Origin of the sequence: Thermonema sp. (assembly GCF_026003375.1) — a bacterium.
Taxonomy (GTDB): Bacteria; Bacteroidota; Bacteroidia; order Cytophagales; family Thermonemataceae; genus Thermonema; species Thermonema rossianum.
The window spans coordinates 701,780-724,354 of the sequence record NZ_BPHD01000001.1; the positions used below are offsets into that span (position 1 = coordinate 701,780).

Consider the following 22,575-nt stretch of genomic DNA (forward strand, 5'->3'; position numbering starts at 1 on the left):
ATCGAGCTCTAAGCTCGTTTTTTTTTAAGTAATTTTCAATAAATCAAAAGCTTATATATGAAACTTTTCCAATATTTAGATTCTTTCTAAATAACAAGCCCTTCTTTGTCCCTTTCAGCGCTTGCCCAAAGGCTTGCGGCACGGCAATAACATAAAATAAAATTGTGCGTAAGCAGGCTTTTTTTGATTTTTGCATATCGCCCAACTGAAACCATCGATTCCTTATGCTCACGGTACTTCTACTCATTCCCTTGTGTTTGCTTGTTTTACTGGGAACCACCGGCCGCCGGCATTACCACACGCAGCGCTTGCTGGTGCTGGCAGGTGTCATAGCCCAATTGTCCATTACGCTCTTTTTGTATGCCCGCTTTCCTCAAGCCGGTGCTGCCGGCAGTTTATCCTTCGAAGAGCAGTACGAATGGTTTCGTATTCCGGCCGGTGACTGGGGCACCATCCGGGCAGACTACCATGTGGGGCTCGACGGGCTTGGCTTAAGCATGCTGCTGCTTACAAGCGTTGTTTTTTTGTTGGCAGCCATTGCCTCATGGAATATCAAAGAAAAAAGCAAGGGATATTATGCGCTCTTTGCTTTGCTGATGCTGAGTGTGCCGGCGTGTTTTGTTGTGCGCGACTACCTGGTGTTTTATGTCTTTTTTGAATTCATGTTGCTGCCCATGTATTTTCTGATAGGGCTTTGGGGGGGCGAAAGGCGCGAGTACGCAGCGCTCAAGTTTTTTATTTACACGCTGGTAGGTTCTTTGTTTATTCTCATTGTATTTATTGCCGGCCTGGTTTCTACCTTCGACCCGGCAGCTACTGCCCTGGAAGCAGGTATTATTGCTTCGATAGAGGACTACACCCCTGCCCTGCTGCCCGAAGTGCAAAAGCTCATTCAAACACAGCCCGAATGGGTGGTGCACCGTTTTGATATGGATTTGCTGGCCATGCAAGAAAGCTACATACCCGGCAGTGTGTTGTTTGCCGGTCATGATTTCCGCTGGTGGGCTTTCTGGTTGTTGGTAACAGGCTTTTTGATTAAGCTGCCCGCCGTGCCTTTCCACACATGGCTGCCCGATGCCCACGTAGAAGCGCCCACGCCCATTTCGGTGATACTGGCGGGCATATTGCTTAAAGTGGGGGGCTATGGTCTGTTTCGTTTTGTTATTCCCATGTTTGCTGACTTGTGGCAGGCACATAGCGAGGTATTGGCGTTCATGGCTGTGTTGTCCATTTTATATGGCGCCATGAATGCCCTGGCTATGGATGATCTGAAGAAAATGATAGCCTATGCTTCGGTTTCGCATATGGGCTATGTGCTGCTGGGCGCCGTGTCGATGACCGAAGAAGGCTTGCAAGGGGCAATTTTTCAAATGATGAGCCACGGGGTGCTGTCGGCAGGCTTGTTTTTATTGGTGGGGGTGCTGTATGACCGTACGCACGACCGCCATATCAGTCACTACAGCGGTTTATGGCACCGCATGCCGCGTTTTAGTGTGTTTGCGTTCCTGCTTATGTTTGCTTCTTTGGGCTTGCCTTTGTTTTCAGCGTTTGTGGGGGAAGTGTTTACCTTGTTGGGCAGCTTCCGCTCGGAATGGGTACACAATGGCTGGGTAGCCGGGGCAGCCCTGGGTATTGTGCTTAGCGCTGCTTATTTCCTGTGGTGCTTGCGTCGCATGTTTATGGGTGAATACTGGCTTTCAGAGCCGGCGTATCATGAGCGCTTGACTGACCTTCGGGGGCGGGAAACGGTGCTGCTTGGTATTTGTGTGGTTTTAAGCATACTTTGGGGGGTTTATCCTGCCTTTCTGTTTGACATAGCCCAAGACAGTGTAAACACGCTGCTGCGTTTGATACCGTAAACAAGAAAACAACATTGTTTTCGGCACCGGAAAAGAAAAGGGGCTTTCGCGAAAGCCCCTTTTTGCTTGGAAGTGTTATTTGTTGCCATGGTGAAACTGCTGCAAAAGATGCATGAGCTCTTCCCGCACAAACTCGTGCGCTTCTTTGTCGATGAGTGCTACACGCAACTGCAGGCGACCGTTTTGCCACTCCATAGTATGGTGCCGGTGCGTCTTTACCCAAGGCGATTGCATCAGATAGTCCCCCACAAGCCGGGACAGGCGCTCTTTTTCTTGGGGCGTTTGTGGCGTAAGCAGTGGAAGGGTCAGTGTTACGTAGCTTCCATGTATGGTGTTCTCTTCTTTCCAGCCAAGCCCGCCCAATAACAATTTAGAGCAGGGGATTTTATGTATCCACCCCTGCGCGTCGCGCACATAAATAGCTCCTGTCTGCTGCTTGACAAGCTCACCTTCTATGTTGCCCACACGGATATAACCTCCCTGCTTTAGCTTTCCCTCCAAACGCAGAATAAAGCCTGCCAACAGGTCTTTTCCGTATAACCAGGCAAACAGCACGAGCAACAAAAGTACATAGGCCGAGCGCAGCATGCCTGCATAGTAGTTGTCTTTGAAAAGCAACCCAATGAGCAACCAACCGCTTATTGTGCCCAACAAGCCTTCGGTTATCAGCAAGAAGGGATTCAGGTAGTATTTCCATCCTCTTGTAAAAGCAGACACATAGCGCAACCGTAAAAAACGAAGCGACAACCAAACAAACAAAAGAGCAATGACCGACAAGAGTAGTTTCATAGTTCTTCTTTTTCAAACATTTGAATTACAAAACGCACAACGTAAATGCTTATAGCGTAGGTATCCAAACCACGCGACACCAACACGCCCGTTCTGAGCAAAGCTTCCAACGCCTGCAGGCACTCTTCCCGGCGCTCTTGCGGGAAGTATGTCAACAGGGCATTTTTGCTAAGCTGCTTGTGCTGAAGCACTTTCCATAGAATGGCTTTCCATAAGGGCGGCATTTTATCGAGCACGGTGATGGAAGGCACCTGCGGGGCTCTTATGTGCAGCTCTTTCTCCTGCACCTTATCTATATGCGCAATCCATGCGTTGAGCGTGATGCCGGGGTTGCCTGCCGAATACAGGAAATACTTATTGAAAAGCTGCGCCAAACGCCAACCGCTCAAACGCCGCTCTTCTCTTCCGCTCCATACAATGCGGTAACCGGTGGTGCGATGACGCCGCATGACCAGCTCCTGCAGCTCTTGGGCGGTATAGGGCTGCATTTGAAGCACAGCCAAGGCACAACGGCTCATGCTTTCGGCGTGGTTCATCAAACGGAAAGCGTAGGGGTTGGTATTCAGCACAAACAGGCAACGGTGGCTATATGCATAAAGCGTATGAATCAGTTGTTCCCATTCGGCGGCTGCTTCGGGGGCTTCTTGCCACCATTGCTCTATGTCGTTGATGATACAGGCACTCCCCCACGGCAGGGCTTCGAGCATCGACACCAGGTCGCCGCCCAAGCCCGTAGCACGGGCCAGCGCCTTGGTAAATCCTTCTATACAGCCGCATTCTTCGTTGGAAGCAAAAACATGAAATACCGTTTCTTGTGAAAAGTAATTTTGCACGATGCGCCGGCAGATGGCTGTTTTCCCGCTGTCGCGATGCCCTACCACAAACACCAGACCTTTATTGCCGGCTTTGAAGCGAAGCACGGCTTTTTGCAAGGCCGCTTCTTCATGAGGACGCGGAATCCAGAAATCATCGCCTATGTTCGATTGCCCGGAAAACAAATTGTGGTAATAAGCCGAAAGTTGCTTGCCTACTTGCGGGCGCGGCGTCAACTGCTCGACCCAGTCAGCCAGTTGGTTGGTGGTGGTGTGGGCTGTTATCTGTTCTTGTTTTTGGGTGGCCAGCAGCACACGACTCTGCGAATAGACCACTTTTTCGAGCAACTTGCGCAGGGTATCTTTGACCTGCTCCAGCCAGCGCCCGGTCTTGCTGAGCATTTTTTTACCTTGATACAAGCGGTAGAGCTGTGCGAACTCTTGGTGGGTGCGCACGATGCGGTGGGCACTCAAAGGCTCGAAGTGCTCATGCAAAATATGATTGAGCTTTTCATAGGCAGATTGCAAATAGGTGCTTAAGTCGGTTTGAATTTTTTCTACCTGTAGTGCCGCTTCATGCAGCAGGACTTTGTATTGTGCCTGCGCCTCTTCTTCACCGGCTGCATCTATATTCTCCACATTGAAGCGCAAAAGGCTCAGCGTACTGCGTAAGGCATAGGTAGCGTTCATTACTTCGGCGCTCACTTCTTTAAGGAACTCTTCTACTACCGAAGACAGCTTGGATGCCAGGAAGTGGGTAGCCAGGCGCCGCAAGGGCAGCTCCAAAGATTCGACTTCCACAATCATGTCTTGGGGACGTATGTGGAACTCACCGGCCATTTCCACCTCTTCGGGCAAGTCCGCACAAAGCTCGTAGAACGATTGTCCTACAATTTCAAAGGCTTGCGTCCATTCTTCTACCTGCAGCTGTGCGGCTTCTTTTTGCAAAGCAGGCAATAACTCTTCCTTGCTCTTCTCTTGGCGCATCCATTGCAATATTCGCTCTATGGTTTTTTGGGTGTGGTTCTCTATATGCTGCCGCACTTTTTTGTAAAAGTTAAGCGTCTTTTCCTGCACGCGCACCTTGACCAATTGCAAGTGTAAATCCACCAGGTTGGCACTCAGGGTAAGCTTGGCGCTTTCGGTGTATTCCTTGGGGTATTGTGCAATGTTTTCGATGTATTCTTCGAGTCGTTTTTCGAAACGGCGGGCCGTTCTGATTACTTTTTTATCTCCCCCTATTTCCTCTATATGGCGTCCCATGTTTTTCAAAGCCTTGCGCAACTCCCACGCTGCGCGGCGGTAATACAAAGGACGCAGTTGCAACAAGCGCTTCTTCAGTTTTTCGGTTTCGGCACTTACGGCTTCCAAGTCCCCTTTCCAGTCATTGTTGCCGGCCTCTATGTCCAGCAGAGTTTCATTGAGCATGGCGTTCATGTTGCGATACTGCTTAAGCCAGCTGAGCAGGTCATACTGAAGGCTTTCGAGCAGGACATTAAAGAAGGCAATGCGTTGTTGATAAAGAAAATGGCGCGCCACTTCACGGAAATCTACTGTGTAGGTTACTGCTTTTTTGCCGGTAATGGCTGCCCACCAACGCAAACGGCGCTTCAGACGCCGCACCGGCGCCGTGTCTGACTCGGCAACAAGCAACTTTTCTTTGGGGTATGTCAGTTTCCACTCTTTGGGGACACCCAGAATCAGGTCTTGCAGCTCTTTCATGTACCACTCGGTAGCTGCTTCGAGCCGCTGCTGCTGCAAGTCGAGATGCTGCTCCACAAACTGCTCCACAAACTGTTCCTGACGGAACAAATACTGATTGCGCAGCTTCCAACAGAAGCGCTGCCGCTTGGCTTCCGGCAAAGCATGGGCTTTTTCACTTTCTTTGCTAATCCAATCGATATGACGGGCTATCTCTTCCAAACCGTTTTGGTAGTCGAGCAGTATCGGTTCAATGATGCGCTCAAAAAGCAGGCGGTTCATTGAGCCATAGACCTGCTCCATGCTGCGCAATCGTTGCTGTACCTCCGGCATGGCAGAGAGCGGCTCTTCGGGCAGCACCCAATCATATATCTGACCGGCCTCTTCACCAAGGTCTGTTTGAACAGGCACGGGCAGCAACTGTGCTTCTTCGAACTGCGAAGAAGCAGTTCCTAACAACACCGGCGCTTTGAGCAAGTCAGCCAAACGGCTGTAGCGCGCGTATTCTTCATCGCTTTGTAGTTGATTCAAAGGTGGCAAAGGCATCAGCACCAAGTCTTTGGCAGTGGACTCTTGCACCCACAGTTCTTCGCCTGATTTGCCACGATTACCTCTGTAAATCACTTTTATTTCAAAATCCAGACGGTACTCTTCCGAGAGCAGTGCCAGCTGACGGTAAGCCACCTCCACGTTGGTAGGCTCATCGACCAAAGTCAAAAAGCGCAAATGGGCATCTTTCCAACGCCAGTTGGCGGTTAAATGGCGCACCAGCAAGATGAAATAAAGAATTTCGCGCCCGCGCACCGGCACCCAAACATCTACTTGTGGGCGCTCATCGCTCTGCTTTTCGTCTGTGCCCTTGCCGGAATAGGCATTCAGCAGCAACAAGTTATAATCATAACGAAGCAGATGACGCAGCAGGTCCAAATAGGCAGCCCGATGCGATGGTTGTTTCGACCACCCCAGCATGACCGTATTGGGCTCGATACCCGGTGCGCCATATACCCGCGCTACTGCCTCAATACCTTTAAATATGTTGGAGGTGTCGTATTTATAAAGGAAAAGCTTGCGGTCATCTCTTTCTATGAGCTCCCGAGTTTTGCGCGTAGCCAGTTCTTCTTTGCTGCCGGGCATCATCTCAAAGGCAAAGAGTGTTCCCATCTCGGTGAGCTCCAGCCCCAATGAAAAAAGCAAGGGGCGCTCGGCTTGTTTTCCTGCAAACAACAACACATTGGGGCGCCAGTTGCGCACTATGTTTTTTTCTTTCGACAAAGCCGCCATTCCCCGCTTTACCAACGAAGCCCACACACTCCCCCAGGTATCGCCTGTTTTAAGCTCTAACTGACGGCGCTTCAGGAACAAATACACAGCGCCCAAAATAAGGATGCCGCCTACCGTCGCCATGATGTCGAGCTGAATCATCACTACCAAGCAAGCCACCACCCCTATCCAGCTCACCCATGCCGGCACTTTAAAAGAAGGGCGGAAGTCGGTACTTGTCATGCGCTCGAAGGCAGCGCTCAGGTTCAAAAAGCCATAGGTCGTAATAAAGAAAGTAGATACGATACGGGCAATAACGTCAAGCTCACCAATCAAAATACCGGCTTCGGCAATAACAAATGCCAACAAAAGAGCATTGCGCGGTTCGTTGCCTTTGCCATGCCCCTTGGCAAAAAACTTGGGCGTGATGCCATCCATAGCCGTAGATTGCAATATGCGGGGTGCCCCCAAAATGCTTCCCAAAGCCGAGGAAAGCGTGGCTCCCCAAATGCCGGCTACTACCAACTCAGGCACACGTGCTATTTTGAGCAGTGCTTGCGGGTCTTCTGCCAACAAACGGGCATCTACGGTATAAGCAAAGAAGAAGACCAAAGCAATATAAACCAAAAGTCCTACGGCTATAGCCATGATGGTCCCCACGGGAATAGAGCGCTTGGGGTCGCGCAGGTCACCCGACATGGACACGCCCGCCTCAAAGCCCGTAACGGCGGGGAAAAAGATACCAAAGAGCACTATCCAGCTATAGTCTTTAAAGCCCTCTAAATTGGGCGCTTCCGGCTTGTAGGGGTGCCCATCCATGAAAATGGAAATCAAGGACAGGAAAATAGCCGCCATGATAAAATACTGCGTCTTGATAGCCAAAGACGAACTGATAAAAGTCACCACCGTAACGGCTATCAACATGATGGTACCGGTGATGCGTATGGTATTGATATCGGTGGGCCATCCCCAGTAACTCAAAAAACTTTCGGCAAAACCAATCAAATACAAGCTGACGCTGAACGAAAGTCCAACAAACAAAGCCAAGCCCAAGGTACCCCCAATGGGCAAGCCCAAGCTTCGCGAAATGATGTAGTAGGTGCCCCCCGTAGCCACTTTTTTATCGGTGGCAATGGATGCCACGCTCAAACCGGTAGTAAGCGAAATAAGGTGTGCTACCAGTACGATGCCCAGGGCACTCCACAAACCGGCAGTACCTACTATCATGGGCAGGCGTAAATACATGATTACGCCTAAAATAGTGAGAATGGAAGGGGTAAAAACGCCCCCAAAGGTTCCAAACTTATGTTTGTCTTTCATGTTTTTGAATATTGTTTAATATCCGGTTAAGGTCTCTTTAAAGAAGCATAAACCTTTTTTTGGTCACACCACCTTCGAAAAAAATATTCAAGGCTGTGACATTTTTTCTAAATTTAGTCTTTGGGATGGTTTATCCCAAAAGCAAACACAGAAATAGCTGAATCTATGGAAGGAATCAATGTTTATCTGCTGGTTATTTATGCCTCGCTGGTCATTGTCATCTCTTACTTCTTCAATATCATCTCAAAAAAAACGGGGGTCCCGAGTGTCTTGATGCTCATTCTGTTGGGTATTGGCATTCATGAAATATTGATATGGAAAGGGATGCCTATAGACAAAAGTTGGTTTTCCATGCTGGAGCTTCTCGGCATTGTAGGTTTGATATTGATAGTACTGGAAGCTGCTCTTGAGTTGAAGTTAAGCCGGGAAAAGAAAGGGGTCATTCTGCAGTCCATCAGTTCGGCATTGTTGGGCTTGCTGCTCACTACCGCCGCCATTGCTGCCCTGCTCCATTACACACTCATTCCCGACTGGTTTCAAGCCGTTCTTTATGCCACGCCGCTGGGGGTGATGAGTAGTGCCATCGTTATTCCAAGCGTCGGGGGACTTTCGAAATCCAACCAAGAATTCATGATTTATGAAAGTACTTTTTCTGATATTTTCGGCATCGTGCTGTTCTTCTCCATTACAGGCAATGCGGAAGCATCTTCCGCTTGGTCTATTGTTAAAAATGTGGCTGCCAATATCGGATTGACGGTTGTGTTGGCGGTTGTGTTGGCGGTTGTGCTGGTATGGCTGCTTCAAAAAATCACAACCAAAGTGAAGCTGTTTTTGCTGATTGCCATTCTGCTCATCCTCTACTCGGCAGGCAAGCTCATGCACCTTTCCCCTCTGTTCATCATCTTGTTCTTTGGTTTGGCATTGAGCAATTACAAATTGCTGGCAGTAGGCAAAGCCAGAAAGCTATTCAATGAACAGGCACTGCACCGCGTGCTGGAAGAAATGCACACCATCACACTCGAAACGGCCTTTGTGGTTCGTACTTTCTTCTTTGTTGTTCTGGGCATCACTTTCGATATCCGTGAGCTGCTCGACATGCAAGCTCTTTACATCAGCTTGGGTGTGCTGGCATTGATTTATTTGACACGGCTCGTTACTTTAAAAGTAAGCATGGTGAAAAGTCTGTTTCCCTTGGTATGGCTTGCCCCGCGTGGGCTCATTACCATCATGCTGGTGATTTCGGTGCCTGCTCAATACCGGACCGAGTTTCCCGATAGCATTTTGTTGTATGTGATTCTTATTAGTTGCTTGGTCATGATGGGTGGTCTGATGAGCAGCAAGCGCGATGAAGAAGACGTGCCTACGCTCACGCTCAAAGACATAGAGACCTTGGACAAAGAACTGGAGAGTTTTCTTGCGCAACACAATTGCCAAGAGAAGCCGGGCAATAAAGCGTAGCTCCGCAGGCTCCCGGTCGTTTCGAGCGCGTGCCCTTTTGCCATTTCGCGCTTTTCCCTGTTGCTTCGGGTGCCTTTTTTGTCATTTCGAGCGCAAGCGAGAAATCTCTTTCACCTCTTGCTACTTGGCTTGAAGAGATGTCTCGCTCCACTTCGTTCCGCTCGACATGACAAAAGGTAAATTTGGTTCGATGCAATTGCTCATGGTCTTCTTCCGGGCTCTCTAACTGCTTTCCCTTGCCTATTACCGTCTCATCTCCCGAAAAAAAAAAGCCTCCGCTACTCTGCGAAGGCTTCCGGTGTGGCTATATCCTGTTGCCTCAAAAGACGCACTTGCGAAGGAAAATCACCATCAGGCAGACCAAAAACATGACGATAGAGATGCGGTTGATACCGTGCATCATGCGCAAGTTGAAGCTGGTAGGATATTTAGGGTCATGTGGGCGAAATACACGTATGAAATAAGCGCCTACTTCGCCCAGTCGAAAGAAATATTTTACTTTACTCCACATAATCGTTGCTTTTAAAATTGTTGTTTTACAAAAAACAGCCTGCCCATAGATTTTGTTTCCCTATTCTACGGGTGCGGGGGGCTCTATCCAGCGTCCGTCTTCGCGTATCAACTCAATCAAAGCCTGCACCGCCTCTTCGGAAGGCACGTTGCGACGCACCACCTCTTTGCCCCGGTACAGGGTAATTTTCCCTTTGCCTGAGCCCACATAGCCATAGTCGGCGTCTGCCATTTCACCCGGTCCGTTCACGATGCAGCCCATAATGCCAATCTTTACTCCTTTCAGGTGTTCGGTATGGCGGCGTATCATGGCTGTGGTTTCTTGCAGGTCGAAGAGTGTACGCCCACACGAAGGGCAAGCTATGTATTCGGTTTTGGTGGTACGTGTGCGGCTGGCTTGCAAAATGCCGAATGCCAGCTGATTGAGTTGCTTTAATTCAAGTAACTTTGCCGCCTTGTCTTTGTCTTCTACCGCAGGGCGCAAAAACACGCCATCGCCCATGCCATCGAGCAACAAGCCACCAATGTCGGTAGAAGCATACAAAATGCTTTGCTCCCATGCTTCATTGTAGCGGCGCTCTACGACCACCGGCACCCGGATGTCTTGCTCCATTAAGAAAAGGAAAGCACGCCGCAGGGCAGGCATGGCATGCGCGCGCCCGGTGTGCAGCACCAACACAATATTGCCGTCATGGAAACGTGCCGTATTGTCTGCTTGCAGCAGCTCATCTACTGAAAGGCGCACGAAATTGCAGCGCGTGTGCAAACGGCAGTCTTCTTGCTGCCACCGGCTGAAAGTTATCAAAGGAAAGACATGAGGGCTTTCCGGCTCGTCTTTCCACACTTCGTAGTCCTGAATTGCCTTCAGTCCGTTGGGCAGCATGAAAGGTACCGCCTGCCTGCCCAAATACACAAAGTCGGCACCGTCGTCTGTCATATGCCATTTGTCCGTCGCGGGCAAGTAGTAATGCCCGATGGGCTTCAGGTCGGCAGGTTCTATGTTGGTGAAATGGCTGTAGTCGGCAATCACGCGCGGCACCTGCTCGCCCCCTACCGACAACACAGGGCGGCTGTGGCGCCGCTGATAAGCAAAGGGGTTATAAGTCAGACGTATGACCTCGGGCAAAGGGGCTTCCTGTGTACGGGCACGTTTATGATAGCGTTCCGCCAGCGCCTTGGCTACGGGTATTTCTTCCACGGGGTCTTCGGTGAGCGAAACACGTATGGTATCGCCCAAACCATCTTCGAGCAAAGCCCCTATGCCCATGGCCGACTTGATGCGTCCATCTTCGCCATCGCCGGCTTCGGTTACGCCCAAGTGCAAGGGATAAGGCTGCATCCCCTCTTCTTCCATCTTCTGCACCAACAAACGGTAAGCCTGCACCATCACCTGTGGGTTGCTTGCCTTCATCGACAACACAATGTTGTGATAGTCGAACTCCTCGCAAATACGCAAGAACTCCAAGGCGGACTCCACCATGCCCAAGGGGGTGTCGCCGTAGCGGCTCATGATGCGGTCCGAAAGCGAACCATGGTTGGTCCCTATGCGCATGGCGGTGCCGTATTCTTTACATATCTTCACCAAAGGGATGAACTTTTTGCGAATACGCTCCAGCTCTGCCTCATAGGCTGCATCGGTGTATTCTATGATTTCAAAGCGCTTTTTGTCTGCATAATTTCCCGGATTGATGCGCACCTTCTCTACGATGCGGGCAGCCAGCTCAGCGGCATTGGGGGTGAAGTGAATGTCGGCAATCAAAGGGGTGGTATAACCACGCCGGCGCAGTTCTTTTTTTATGTTGGCTAAGTTCTCTGCCTCCTTGATGCTGGGTGCCGTAATACGCACATATTCGCAGCCTGCTTCTATGAGCCGGATACATTCCTGCACCACCGCTTGGGTATCCATGGTGTCGGCCGTCGTCATTGATTGCACACGTATGGGATGCATGCTTCCCAAAGGCAGGTCTCCGATATGCACTTCTACTGTGGGGCGGCGGCGATAAGTCGTCAACGAAGGGCAATAAGGCTTGGCAGTGCTTAATTCCATAAGAAGCAGGGTTTGTTGTTTTTTCTCTAACTACAAATTTAAGCAAAAGTTTTAGAGACAGCCGGCAGGCCATGTCAGCCAAAATGCTCTATTTGCCAGCGCAGCCTTTTTCTGTACACGGAAAGAATATTGGACTTAGACAAGAAACCACGGTAGCGCCCTTCGTCCACTACGGGCAGGTTCCAGGCACCGGTAGCGTCGAATTTCTCCATCACCTCTTCCATGCTCTCGTGTATATCTACCACTGCCGGCGGGGCATACACCAGCTCGGCAATGGCTACCTTATCATAAAGCGCCGGCTTAAAGATGATACTGCGCACGTCATCCAGTAAAATGATGCCTTTCAGATAGCCATCTTTATCTACTACGGGGAATATATTGCGCCGGCTTCGTGCAATGGCATCGACCAGGTCGCGCAGGCTGCCTTCATAAGGCACCGGCACACAGTCGCGCTCCAGCACATGTTTGATGGATATGTTGTTTAAAATAGCTTTGTCTTTGTCGGCAGGCAAGTAAGCGCCTATTTTTTGCGCTGCTGCCTGAATAGCCGATGCCGGTTGAATAATCACCTTGCTAGCATAAGCAATGGCCGTGATGAGCATCAAAGGCACAAAATAATGATAGCCCCCACTCAGCTCGGCTATCATGAAGATGGCTGTCAAAGGGGCGTGGAAATACGCCGCCATGGTGGCCGCCATGCCAATAAGTGTAAACATGGTGACGGGCAGCTCCACAGGAAAATGCAATACATGGTTGGCCACATAAGCCATCAAATAGCCGGTTGTTCCTCCCAGAAACAACGTAGGTGCGAAAGCGCCCCCGTTCCCTCCCGCAGAGATGGTCAACCAGGTAGCCAAAGGTTTCAACATTAACACCAAGAACATGAGCAGGGCAATGCCCCACTCGGCCGGCAACCAGTGCCCCCACCAACTGCGCTGCAAATATGCCATTTCATGATGGTTAATCATGGCATCGAGCCACTCGAAGCCCTCACCATACAGGGGCGGCAAAAACAGAATTAAAGCGCCCAACAAAAACAATTCTTCCCAAAACAGGCGGTTCCCGTTTTTCTTTTCGCGCAGCTCCCATTGCGTCATTTGCTTCGACATCCACATGAAATAGGCGGCAATCAAGCCACACAGAATCCCCAAGAGCACCAAGAAGGGCAAATGCACATAATCGAAAGCGGGCAAGCCCTCGCGCGGCGTAAGCAGTTCGTGCTCTACCAGCATGCGTGAAATGAGCGTACTGGCGGTAGCAGAGATAAGCAAAGGAACTATAAAATTGGCGTGTACATTGGCCATGAGCACTTCCAGTGCAAACACCACACCGCCTATGGGCGTTCCGAAAACAGCTGCAATACCGGCAGCTGCCCCACAAGCCGCCAATATGACACGATAGGCGCTGTCTAAACGAAACAGGCGAGCAAAGAAGCCTCCCCAGCTTGCTCCCGTCAATACGGTAGGGGCTTCCAATCCTGCCGAGCCCCCCAAGCCTACGGTAACAGCACTGGTCAATACATGGGCATAACGGTGATAGCCTTCAAAATTGCCTTGCCGCTTGCTGATGCCATAGAGCACATAGGCCATCCCCTTCTGAAACTTGCCTTGAAACCAAAAACGCACATAAGTACGCACCAATAGGATGCCAATAATGGGGAAAATAAAATACAACGAACTGAGCCAGCCGAAAGGCGTTTCCACCAACAGGCTGCTTATCCAACGTGTGGTAAACAACAGAAAGGAAGCAACCAAGCCCACACCTAAGCCCAAAAGCACGCTCACCCCAATCACCAGCTGCCTGTCGCTGATATGCCGCAAACGCCACTGCAAAAAATAGCGAAACATCCATCGAAGTTGTAAGCTCCATCTCCTCAACCACTTGGAAACTTTCGGCATGGCTTTCAGCTTTTATTTTGTAGATTTGCGCAACAAACAGAAAGCGGCTTGTTCTTGTAGGCTCAAATGTAAGGATAAAAAGATGATTCTAACAAAAGACAACAAGCTAAAAAACATTATCATGGTGGGCGACCGGGTGCTTATCAAGCCCAAGACCACCCAAGAACGTACCGAGAGTGGTTTGTACCTGCCCCCGGGCGTGCAAGAGAAGGAAAAGGTGCAAGGGGGCTATGTCATCAAGGCCGGTCCGGGCTATCCTGTACCCCTGCCGCCTGACATCGAAGACGAACCATGGAAGGAAGTGGATGAGCGTGTGCGCTACATACCGCTGCAGGTAAAAGAAGGCGACTTTGTGCTCTTCCTTCAAAAAGGGGCCGTGGAAATACAATACGAAGGCGAACGCTATTATATTGTGCCCCAGCATTCTATTCTCATGATTGAGCGTGATGAAGATTTATTTGATTAACCCATGAGCTGCCCTTTCCGGGGCGGCTTTTTTTATAAATACTTAGCCATCAAGGCACTATTTTTGATAAAAGATAACAGCAAGAACCAAAAGGCAGACCTATGACCAATGCAGACAAACTGACCCCTTCCATCGGCATTACCCTTGACCGCTTCATCAAACGCAAGCAAGATGAGTTCCCCTTCGCCACCGGTGAATTGTCGCAGTTGTTGCGCGATATCGCCCTGGCTGCCAAAATCATTCACCGTGAAGTGAACCGCGCCGGCTTGGCAGACATCACGGGCAGCTATGGCAACCAAAACGTACAGGGCGAAGAGCAACAGAAGTTGGATGTAGCCGCCAACGTGCGCTTCATTCGCGCCCTGCGCAATGGCGGTGAAGTGTGTGGTATCGTGTCGGAAGAAGAAGCGTCATTCATAGATACCGGCAACCATCAAGCCAAGTATGTGGTAGCCATAGACCCCCTGGACGGCTCTTCCAACATCGATGTCAATGTATCGATTGGCACCATTTTTTCCATCTATCGTCGTGTGAGCCCCGTAGGCACCCCGCCCACCATGGAGGACTTTTTGCAGCCCGGCAACCGTCAGGTAGCTGCCGGATACGTGGTTTACGGCTCTTCTACCATGCTTGTTTACACCACGGGCAAAGGTGTCAACGGCTTTACTTACGAGCAGTCTATAGGCGAGTTCATACTGTCCCATCCTGAGATTCGTATTCCTGAAAAAGGTAAAATTTATTCTTGCAACGAAGGCAATCTGTTGGACTTTCCCGAAGGTGTGCAACGCTTTGTGGCGCAATGCCGCGAACAGCGTCTTTCTGCCCGTTATATAGGTTCTTTGGTAGCCGACTTTCATCGCAACTTGCTGAAGGGCGGCATTTTCTTGTATCCTTCCACACAAAAAGCCCCCAATGGCAAGCTGCGTTTGTTGTTTGAGTGCAACCCCATGGCTTTCCTTATGGAACAGGCCGGCGGCATGGCTACCAACGGCAAACAGCGCATCTTGGATATCGAACCTAAGGAACTGCACCAGCGTGCCCCGCTCTTCATCGGCTCCAAAGACCTGATGGAGCGCTTAAACCAGTGCCTTCAACAAACCGAAGTAACGGCATAAGCATCGTAAAGCATAAAAAAAGCTGCCCTTCGCAACAGGGCAGCTTTTTTTGTATAAGCCACACCCCCCGTCTGTTATTTTGTGGAAAAACAGCGGCGGTTCTGCCATTTTAAAAGCATATTTAGTGGGTGAGCCGTGTTCTTTTTACATAACAGTTTACTCCAACAAGCGCATTTGCAATTCAAAGCGCTGAATCCTTTCTTCCTGAAAAGGCGTTGCATGCCACTTCTCTATGAAAGCCACCCGGTCGTGCTTATCCCAAAGGATGATGGTCGTAAGACGGGTACCATAGCGGGGGGTGCGAATAAAAGGTGAAGCCAAAGCGCGCTCCCATTCCAAGGGCACACCGGTATGAGGTAGCTCCTCGTCAGGCGGATGCCAAGTGTCTTGCATGATACCAAACAAGTCATCAGCTGCCGGTGGCTGTGCTTCGAGCTGCTCTATATATTGTTTCAGTGCCTGCTTACAGCGCCGTACTTTAGGCCAAGGGGTATCGAGCAAGGCATTGCTTAAACCATGAATGCCTTCATCTGCCTTTTTTATGATGCGCTCTATGTTGGAATAATACATGACATCGCGCCCGTCAAATAGTAAAAGATTAAAGCCATTGTAAGCAGCAGCCCGCGGGTGAAGCCGCACCAGGTAGTTCAGACTGCTTTGAGAAGAAGTCAAGTATTGTAGCGGCAACTCGCCACGTGAGGGGGCTTTCTCCTTGATGAGTTTGGGGTCGCGGTAGTTGGTTACGGCAGCCAGCCCCTTCTTGGGCTGCAGCCCCAGCCAAGTGCCTCCTGCCTGCAAGTCTTTACCTGCCAAAAGCCCATTTTCCCAAAAATGAGCGGGCAAGGCAGACCGTTCATAAAATTCATCCCGGTTAGCTAAAAGCATCAGCTTATAATCGGGATGCATATTTTGTGCCCATATTATCAAACACATGTATGTTTCATTATGTGATTCACCAAGCGGCTTGTAAGATACAATTTTTTAAAGCTTGTTCACATCATTCACATGCAATGCACCGCATTTGACCATCTTGATTTTTTGTAATATTTTTATACATTAAAAAAGTAAGAACTTGCTTCGTAAAAAAATTGTATAATTAAATGTGTAAAAGCATTTAAATTCCAATCATCGACTCTATGACACAACTCTTACGCCGTTTCCCTCTCACTTTTCTGCTCATCATACTACACATCACAGGCATTGCCTTGTACTTTGCGGGCTATGTGGTTGCCGGCCTGTATTTATTGGGACTCAACTGTCTGCTTGTATTTGGGGTGGCACTGTCGGAAACCAAATACAACCCGCCGCTCATGTATGCCATCACCTACGGCAGCAGTTTTTTGAGTGGTCTCATAGCGGATTTGCACTTTGGGCACACCCTGCCCTATTTTACTTTTGCCATGCTGTTTTGGTTCAACTCTGCCATGTTTCGCCATGTGTATTTGGTGCGCTTGGGGTTGCTCACGCACCGTTGGATAGAGTTCGTCAGCTGGTTTTTGGGAACCCTTTCTTTTGTGCTTGCGCCTGCTGTGATGCAAACTTCATGGCCCGCTTTGTTGAGCAACCGGAGCGCTTATTTAAAAACACCCGCAGCCGCTTTGCTAAGCTTTGCTCTTTTTGGCCTTGTGATGCTGCTTTACGCCTTCTTCAAGTATTACTACGACTATGTGCAGTCCAAGCCTTACTATGGACGCCATCCGGTCATGGAAGGCAAAGAAGCACCCAACTTTCAACTACCCGACGAAGAAGGGCGGCTTGTTGACCTATACCGTGACTACAAAGGCAAAAAACCGGTTTTGCTGTTCTTTACCCGTGGTGACTGGTGCCCTTACTGCCACATCATGCTGCGTGCCTATGAGCGTGCCTATCAGCTTTTCAATGAGCGCGGCATAGAGGTTCTTTCCATCAATCCCGACCCGGAAGCCAACAACCGTTATAAAAAGGAAGCCCTGCGCCTGCATTACCGCCTGCTATATGATCCCGACCTTTCTACTGCCGAGCTTTATGGTTTCTTTCTTCCCAAGCCCAATCCGGCCGCAAAGGCGGTAAGCGACCTGGACAAAGGCGTTCCGTTGCCGGCAGCCATTCTCATAGATAAAGAAGGGATTATCCGCTACATCTCCCGCTCCGACAAAGTAGATAGCCTGAACCCGGAATCCATCTTAAAAATCGTAGAAACTTTATGAGTATTTCATTTTTTTGGTTCGTGGTAACCATCATGGTTGCCGTTCTGAGCCTCTTATGGCTCCGTGTTCAATATCGTGCACGCCTGCGCGAAAAAGAAACAGCCATAGAGCGCTATCAACACCTGGTCGATGAAGCCAACGACGCCATTGTGGTGGTGGACATGCTGGACGGCAGCCTGCTATGGAGCAACCAAGCCTTTCATCGCTTGGTTAAAAGCGAGCAAGGTAAGTATTTGCATGAGTTTGTGCCTCCGGAAGAAGTGGACAAACTCAGCCGGCGTATTGCCAAGACCTACGAAGAGGGCGGGCTTGTGTTTCAAGATATTCCTTTATTGGTTGAAGGCGATCGCTACGATGTAGAGTTTAGCGGCAAAGTGGTCCCGTTTGAAGCCAATCGCCCTGCCGTTACTTTTTATATACGGGACATACGCGAACGCATACGCCTCAGCAAGCAAATAGAGAAGCAGAATAAAAAGCTATTGGAAAGCATCCGTTATGCCCAACGCATACAAACGGCCACGCTTCCATCCGAAGCCCTCTTCAAGGAAATGTTTCCCAACTCTTTTATCCTCTACAAGCCTAAAGACATTGTGTGTGGCGACTTTTACTATTATCAGCAAACCCGGCAATACCGCTATATCATTGCTGCCGATGCCACAGGGCATGGGGTTCCGGGTGCTTTGCTTTCCATGCTCGGCATTACATTCTTGGTACAGCTTTTGCGCGAAGATGCCGACTACACCCCGGGCGAACTGCTCCACCTGCTCCGGGACAACATAGTGCAAGCCCTTAGCCGCTCCGAAGGACAAGAGAAGCAAATGCGCGACGGAATGGATATGGCTGTTGTAAGAGTTGGAAATGGCAGCATTGTTTTTGCCGGTGCACACAACGGGGCACTCATCCTGCAAGGTGCCGAAGTGCATGAATTCAAAGGCGACCCCATGCCCATCGGTTACGTAGAACAAAAGATGAGCAAGTTATTCACCAATCATACGATTCCTCTTCTGGGGGGTGAGAAAGTGTATCTCTTCTCTGACGGCTTTTCTGACCAGTTCGGAGGACCCAAAAAAAGAAAATTACGGAGTGGCCGGTTCAAGGAACTGTTGCTCGAGAAAGCTACCCTACCTTTCGATGAGCAAAAACAGGCCCTTGAGTTGTTCTTTGAACAGTGGCGCGGCAACGAGCCACAAATCGATGATGTATTGGTAATGGGGTTTGAAGTGTAAGGCAAAACAGAGGATGCAAACTGATGAGCAGCCCCCTTGCCGGCTGCTCAATTCAAGGTGTGGAGGGCGCAAAACGTCCTCCGGGGCGGTTCACCTCTCTTTTGCCGGTGCCTAAACAACGCTTACACACCAAGCGGCCGGCACCACGGCAGGTGGCACACAAAGCATCGCCTTCACAACGCCGGCATTTGCCTGCCTCGCAGCGGGGACAGTCCACCTCCTCGCCGCCTTTTTTTATGAAGCCCTTGCCGTAGCAATAAGCACAACGCCCGGTGCCTTTGCAAGACAAGCACTTGCCTTGATAACAATTCACATCGGGGCAAACCTCATAGTAGCCTGCTCCTTTGCACAATTCACACAACAAAGAGTCGGGCAACTCCTGTGACAAATAAAACTTTTTATCGTTCCGGTTTTTTTGCACCTGCGCACGGCTTTCGCTGCCCCAACAGGCAATAAGCAATCCCCAAAAAGCAAGCAGGGTTATTTTATGCATCTGTCTCATAGGCAGCCTCCATTGATTCAAGATGACGTGCCACGCGCTGCATCAGCCACATGGGCGTGGAAGTAGCCCCACAAATCCCCACCTTCTGCGCGCCTGCCAACCACCCGGCTTGTATTTCCGACTCATCTTCAATGAAATAGCTTCTTGGGTTTTCGCTGCGGCACACCTCAAATAAAGAGCGCCCATTGGAGCTCTTTTTACCGGCAACGAAAAGAATCACATCATGCCGGCGGGCAAATTCGCGCAATTGAGGCTCACGATTCGACACTTGCCGGCAAATGCTGTCATTGGCGCGGAAGTATTCGTCCGGCGATAATCCGTTTTTTTGCAAGCGCTCTTCAATGGCAGCCTTCAAGGCATAAAAGCCGGAGGTAGGTTTTGTGGTTTGGCTGAATAAAGTAATGGGCTTTGTAAAATCTACTTTTTCATCGAGGTCTTCAATGCCGGACACTACAATGGCATTTTGCCGGGTTTGCCCTATGAGTCCAATGACTTCGGCGTGCCCCGGTTTGCCGTAAATCACCACCTGCCCGTTTTCTTGCATGCTTTTATCATAGGCAGTTTTCACTCTATGCTGCAACTTCAAAACCACAGGGCAAGAGGCATCTATTAGTTCTATATTGTTGCGCAGTGCGATTTCGTAAGTTTCCGGCGGCTCACCATGAGCACGAATCAGCACTTTACAGTCTCGCAGATTTTTGAGCTCCTCCCGGTTGATGATGCGCAACCCTTTGGCATGCAGCCGCTCCACTTCACGGTCATTGTGCACAATATCGCCCAAGCAGTAAACTACTTCAGCTTCTTGCAAGGCGTCTTCTGCCATTTGAATGGCATATTCTACGCCAAAACAATAGCCTGAGTTTTTATCGATATGGATTTCCATAATTTAAAACGGGTCAAAGTACAATGAGAAAACCCCTTGTTCTCTCTGCTAATGGTTTAACAAGTTGTGATAGTGGTTTTGTTCTTTTCAATGATTTTGGAAGTGGCCAATTGAAGCACATACTCCACTTGTTCGTCTATGGTCAAGAAAGAGGTGTCGAGGTAGTGCGCATCGGGCGCTTGCACCAAGGGGCTTTCCGCCCGGTGTGTATCTATGTAGTCGCGCGATTTGAGGTTCTCTATAATTTTGTCCAAATCGAGCATTTCGCCTTTTTCGAGCAATTCTTGCTGCCGGCGATAGGCCCGTATGGTTATGTCGGCGGTCATGAACACTTTCACCTCGGCATCGGGGAAAACGGTGGTGCCAATGTCTCTGCCATCCATGACAATGCCCCGTTGTTTTCCCATGCGCTGCTGCTGGGCTACCATTGCACGACGCACCGCAGGCAAGGCACTTACCTGGCTCACCATTTGCGACACACGCATGCTGCGGATTTCGTCCTCCACATTCAAGCCGTTCAGATAGGTGTCGCTTTTGCCTTTCTTTTCGTTGTAACGAAAGTCTATTTCTATGTTTTTGAGGGCATCCTCTACGGCTTTGGGGTTGGTTAGTTCCACAAAGTGGTCAAGGAAATAGAGGGTTACCGCTCGATACATGGCGCCGGAATCGATATATCGATAATTGAGCGCTGCCGCTACTTTCTTGGCTGTGGTGCTCTTGCCACAGGCAGAGTATCCGTCGATAGCAATAATTATCTTTTTCATAACGTTGTTTCGGTCGGCGCAAAGATACGAGCTTTCCCAAAGAATGGAAACCCTCTTTTCCTAACAGTCTTTGATCGGACAAGGAATCTTTCCGTTTTTGGGGATTTTTCCATGACGCTTATACTTGGTGCGTCGTTGAGATTGGCAACTGCTCACGCTCACTGCCCCCATGCTCAACAGTAGCAACAGCGCAAGCCATCGGCTCCATCGTTTCATAGGCTTATTTTCTTTTTCCTCTATCCCGTGGATATCCCGTAAAAGTGCGGAAGTTCATTTGTTTGTGCTCACGTGGCACCCAACGTTGGCTATCGTAGCCATAAGGTGGCCGCTTCGGTGCACAAGACGAAAGCGCCGTTGTCAACAAAAGGCTCATGCCACCTAACAACAAGCATATGAAGAGAAAGCGTTTCATGGGCTGACAGTTTTAACTAAACCAATATTTTTTCACTAACCAAAGTAATATACGAATTTGAGATGCACCGGTTAAGATACATTTTTTTGAAAGGAGTAGCAAATATCGTACTTATTCTCTATTGGCATGTATTTTTGTGATAAAAGAATGGTCATGCAAGACATATTTCGAGGCTTAAAGGTCATAGAGCTTGCCAATGTGCTGGCGGGTCCTTCGGTAGGTCAGTTTTTTGCGGAACTGGGCGCGCAGGTCATCAAGGTGGAAAATGCCCGCACCGGTGGCGATGTTACCCGCAGTTGGCTTAGCCGCAGCGAGACGCCCAACCCGGCGCGTATTTCCGCCTATTTTTGTTGTGCCAATTTCGGCAAGCAATCCATCGTGCTCGACTTACAGAAGGAAGAAGACAAGCAGCTGCTTTACAGCTACGTTCAAGATGCCGACATTGTACTGGCAAGCTATAAAGCCGGCGACGCTCAAAAACTGGGCGTGGACTACGAAACACTCCGTACACTCAATCCACTGCTCATATATGGGCACATTACAGGTTATGGCAAGGAGGATGAGCGCGTAGGATACGATGCCATCATACAAGCCGAAGCAGGCTTTACCTATCTGAATGGCGAAAGTAGCGGCGGGCCCGTCAAAATGCCTGTTGCCCTAATAGATGTGCTGGCTGCCCACCAACTGAAAGAGGGACTGCTGATTGCCTTATGGCAGCGCGAGCGCTTGCGAAAGGGCGCTTATGTGCATGTGTCCTTGTTTGAAGCGGCCGTTGCCTCACTGGCCAACCAAGCTACCAACTATCTCAACACAGGTACCGTTCCCCGTCGCTTAGGCTCCGAGCACCCGAACATTGTTCCCTATGGCACGGTATTCCCCACTGCCGACAACAAAAAAATTGTGTTGGCTGTAGGTACAGACAAACAGTTCCGGGCGCTTTGTCAGGTATTGGGCATGAGCACCGTGGCAGAGGACCGGCGCTTTCGCGACAATGCGGCGCGCGTACACCACCGCAACGAGCTGCTGCCGCTCCTGCGCCAAGCTATCTTGCAATGGAACAAAGACGAGCTGTTGCAGGCACTCCGGGCGCACAAAATACCCGCCGGGGCAGTCAACCGTATGGATGAGGTCTTTCAAACACCACAAGCGCAAAAACTCATTTTACAACACCCCCACACACCCTTCAAGGGATTGCGACAATTGGTGGCTCAAATAGAGGGCTATGCCTGGCACCACCCTTCACCACCGCCGCCTTATCAAGAGCCGCCCCGCACCGGCACCAAGCCGGATGCGCAGTAATTTTGCTATATTTCTTTGCCAAATACCGGCCAATTTTCCAATAAGTTTTGTATTTTTTGCTTATAATA

At 49.8% G+C, this 22,575-nt stretch carries 17 protein-coding genes; 7 read left to right on the forward strand and 10 right to left on the reverse strand.

From position 1 onward, the window contains the following. Window positions 1-224: 224 nt before the first annotated feature. Window positions 225-1,859 (forward strand): NuoM family protein, encoded by a 1,635-nt coding sequence (locus tag QVE43_RS03030; protein ID WP_288004221.1) that lies wholly within the window; start codon window positions 225-227, stop codon window positions 1,857-1,859. 75 nt (window positions 1,860-1,934) lie between these two features. Here QVE43_RS03030 and QVE43_RS03035 read toward each other — a convergent pair whose 3' ends face one another. Both QVE43_RS03035 and QVE43_RS03040 read right to left on the reverse strand, forming a co-directional pair. Continuing rightward, window positions 1,935-2,648 (reverse strand): mechanosensitive ion channel domain-containing protein, encoded by a 714-nt coding sequence (locus QVE43_RS03035; protein WP_288004222.1) that lies wholly within the window; start codon window positions 2,646-2,648, stop codon window positions 1,935-1,937. Further along, complete coding sequence (locus tag QVE43_RS03040) at window positions 2,645-7,741, reverse strand: hypothetical protein (RefSeq protein ID WP_288004223.1); 5,097 nt, start codon at window positions 7,739-7,741, stop codon at window positions 2,645-2,647. The genes QVE43_RS03035 and QVE43_RS03040 overlap by 4 nt, the downstream gene beginning before the upstream one ends. Window positions 7,742-7,906: 165 nt before the next feature. On the opposite strand from QVE43_RS03040, the gene QVE43_RS03045 reads away from it, so the two are divergent. After that, window positions 7,907-9,199 (forward strand): cation:proton antiporter, encoded by a 1,293-nt coding sequence (locus tag QVE43_RS03045; protein ID WP_288004224.1) that lies wholly within the window; start codon window positions 7,907-7,909, stop codon window positions 9,197-9,199. A 319-nt stretch (window positions 9,200-9,518) separates the two neighbouring features. On the opposite strand, the gene QVE43_RS03050 is transcribed toward QVE43_RS03045, so the two are convergent. The 3 genes from QVE43_RS03050 to QVE43_RS03060 all read right to left on the reverse strand — a co-directional run bounded on the left by QVE43_RS03050 (window position 9,519) and on the right by QVE43_RS03060 (window position 13,654). Continuing rightward, window positions 9,519-9,710, reverse strand: coding sequence for a DUF6728 family protein (locus QVE43_RS03050; RefSeq protein WP_038029150.1), 192 nt, complete (start codon window positions 9,708-9,710; stop codon window positions 9,519-9,521). A gap of 60 nt (window positions 9,711-9,770) precedes the next feature. After that, window positions 9,771-11,756: a (E)-4-hydroxy-3-methylbut-2-enyl-diphosphate synthase gene (gene ispG / locus QVE43_RS03055; protein ID WP_288004225.1), complete on the reverse strand. Its 1,986-nt coding sequence runs from the start codon at window positions 11,754-11,756 to the stop codon at window positions 9,771-9,773. A 74-nt stretch (window positions 11,757-11,830) separates the two neighbouring features. Then, entirely contained in the window at window positions 11,831-13,654 is a 1,824-nt protein-coding gene (locus QVE43_RS03060) for a chloride channel protein (RefSeq protein WP_288004226.1), read from the reverse strand. An 82-nt stretch (window positions 13,655-13,736) separates the two neighbouring features. Between QVE43_RS03060 and QVE43_RS03065 the strand changes: the two genes are divergently transcribed. Next, window positions 13,737-14,120, forward strand: a complete 384-nt coding sequence (locus QVE43_RS03065; protein ID WP_038029444.1) for a co-chaperone GroES family protein — start codon at window positions 13,737-13,739, stop codon at window positions 14,118-14,120. A gap of 101 nt (window positions 14,121-14,221) precedes the next feature. Then, on the forward strand, window positions 14,222-15,235 hold the full coding sequence (gene fbp, locus QVE43_RS03070; protein WP_038029144.1) for a class 1 fructose-bisphosphatase: 1,014 nt from the start codon (window positions 14,222-14,224) through the stop codon (window positions 15,233-15,235). A gap of 156 nt (window positions 15,236-15,391) precedes the next feature. Here the strand turns inward: fbp and QVE43_RS03075 are convergent, their stop codons facing one another. Further along, window positions 15,392-16,168, reverse strand: coding sequence for an NRDE family protein (locus QVE43_RS03075; protein ID WP_288004227.1), 777 nt, complete (start codon window positions 16,166-16,168; stop codon window positions 15,392-15,394). A 203-nt stretch (window positions 16,169-16,371) separates the two neighbouring features. Between QVE43_RS03075 and QVE43_RS03080 the strand changes: the two genes are divergently transcribed. Together QVE43_RS03080 and QVE43_RS03085 are read left to right on the forward strand one after the other, a co-directional pair. Beyond that, entirely contained in the window at window positions 16,372-17,421 is a 1,050-nt protein-coding gene (locus QVE43_RS03080) for a peroxiredoxin family protein (RefSeq protein ID WP_288004228.1), read from the forward strand. Then, entirely contained in the window at window positions 17,418-18,647 is a 1,230-nt protein-coding gene (locus QVE43_RS03085; RefSeq protein ID WP_288004229.1) for a PP2C family protein-serine/threonine phosphatase, read from the forward strand. Before QVE43_RS03080 ends, QVE43_RS03085 begins: the two co-directional genes overlap by 4 nt. Before the next feature lie 52 nt (window positions 18,648-18,699). Here QVE43_RS03085 and QVE43_RS03090 read toward each other — a convergent pair whose 3' ends face one another. From QVE43_RS03090 to QVE43_RS03105, 4 genes are read right to left on the reverse strand one after another with little or no spacing between them, the layout of a single operon-like run. Next, window positions 18,700-19,149 (reverse strand): hypothetical protein, encoded by a 450-nt coding sequence (locus QVE43_RS03090; RefSeq protein ID WP_288004230.1) that lies wholly within the window; start codon window positions 19,147-19,149, stop codon window positions 18,700-18,702. Continuing rightward, window positions 19,133-20,032 (reverse strand): 4-hydroxy-3-methylbut-2-enyl diphosphate reductase, encoded by a 900-nt coding sequence (locus tag QVE43_RS03095; RefSeq protein WP_288004231.1) that lies wholly within the window; start codon window positions 20,030-20,032, stop codon window positions 19,133-19,135. Before QVE43_RS03095 ends, QVE43_RS03090 begins: the two co-directional genes overlap by 17 nt. 56 nt (window positions 20,033-20,088) lie before the next feature. Beyond that, on the reverse strand, window positions 20,089-20,796 hold the full coding sequence (gene cmk / locus QVE43_RS03100) for a (d)CMP kinase (RefSeq protein WP_288004232.1): 708 nt from the start codon (window positions 20,794-20,796) through the stop codon (window positions 20,089-20,091). A 60-nt stretch (window positions 20,797-20,856) separates the two neighbouring features. Then, a complete protein-coding gene (locus QVE43_RS03105) occupies window positions 20,857-21,012 on the reverse strand; it encodes a hypothetical protein (RefSeq protein WP_288004233.1) in 156 nt (51 codons plus the stop codon). Between the two features lie 349 nt (window positions 21,013-21,361). Here QVE43_RS03105 and QVE43_RS03110 point away from each other — a divergent pair, with 349 nt between their 5' ends. Beyond that, complete coding sequence (locus tag QVE43_RS03110; RefSeq protein WP_288004234.1) at window positions 21,362-22,507, forward strand: CaiB/BaiF CoA-transferase family protein; 1,146 nt, start codon at window positions 21,362-21,364, stop codon at window positions 22,505-22,507. Window positions 22,508-22,575 lie beyond the last annotated feature (68 nt).

Bases quoted from the DNA above. Each gene is read 5' to 3' on its own strand.
- QVE43_RS03065 (WP_038029444.1), top strand. From the start codon at position 13,737: ATGATTCTAACAAAAGACAACAAGCTAAAAAACATTATCATGGTGGGC.
- fbp (WP_038029144.1), top strand. From the start codon at position 14,222: ATGACCAATGCAGACAAACTGACCCCTTCCATCGGCATTACCCTTGAC.
- QVE43_RS03075 (WP_288004227.1), bottom strand. From the start codon at position 16,168: ATGTGTTTGATAATATGGGCACAAAATATGCATCCCGATTATAAGCTG.
- QVE43_RS03035 (WP_288004222.1), bottom strand. From the start codon at position 2,648: ATGAAACTACTCTTGTCGGTCATTGCTCTTTTGTTTGTTTGGTTGTCG.
- ispG (WP_288004225.1), bottom strand. From the start codon at position 11,756: ATGGAATTAAGCACTGCCAAGCCTTATTGCCCTTCGTTGACGACTTAT.
- QVE43_RS03040 (WP_288004223.1), bottom strand. From the start codon at position 7,741: ATGAAAGACAAACATAAGTTTGGAACCTTTGGGGGCGTTTTTACCCCT.
- QVE43_RS03045 (WP_288004224.1), top strand. From the start codon at position 7,907: ATGGAAGGAATCAATGTTTATCTGCTGGTTATTTATGCCTCGCTGGTC.
- cmk (WP_288004232.1), bottom strand. From the start codon at position 20,796: ATGAAAAAGATAATTATTGCTATCGACGGATACTCTGCCTGTGGCAAG.
- QVE43_RS03095 (WP_288004231.1), bottom strand. From the start codon at position 20,032: ATGGAAATCCATATCGATAAAAACTCAGGCTATTGTTTTGGCGTAGAA.
- QVE43_RS03030 (WP_288004221.1), top strand. From the start codon at position 225: ATGCTCACGGTACTTCTACTCATTCCCTTGTGTTTGCTTGTTTTACTG.
- QVE43_RS03050 (WP_038029150.1), bottom strand. From the start codon at position 9,710: ATGTGGAGTAAAGTAAAATATTTCTTTCGACTGGGCGAAGTAGGCGCT.
- QVE43_RS03060 (WP_288004226.1), bottom strand. From the start codon at position 13,654: ATGCCGAAAGTTTCCAAGTGGTTGAGGAGATGGAGCTTACAACTTCGA.
- QVE43_RS03085 (WP_288004229.1), top strand. From the start codon at position 17,418: ATGAGTATTTCATTTTTTTGGTTCGTGGTAACCATCATGGTTGCCGTT.
- QVE43_RS03080 (WP_288004228.1), top strand. From the start codon at position 16,372: ATGACACAACTCTTACGCCGTTTCCCTCTCACTTTTCTGCTCATCATA.
- QVE43_RS03110 (WP_288004234.1), top strand. From the start codon at position 21,362: ATGCAAGACATATTTCGAGGCTTAAAGGTCATAGAGCTTGCCAATGTG.
- QVE43_RS03090 (WP_288004230.1), bottom strand. From the start codon at position 19,149: ATGAGACAGATGCATAAAATAACCCTGCTTGCTTTTTGGGGATTGCTT.
- QVE43_RS03105 (WP_288004233.1), bottom strand. From the start codon at position 21,012: ATGAAACGATGGAGCCGATGGCTTGCGCTGTTGCTACTGTTGAGCATG.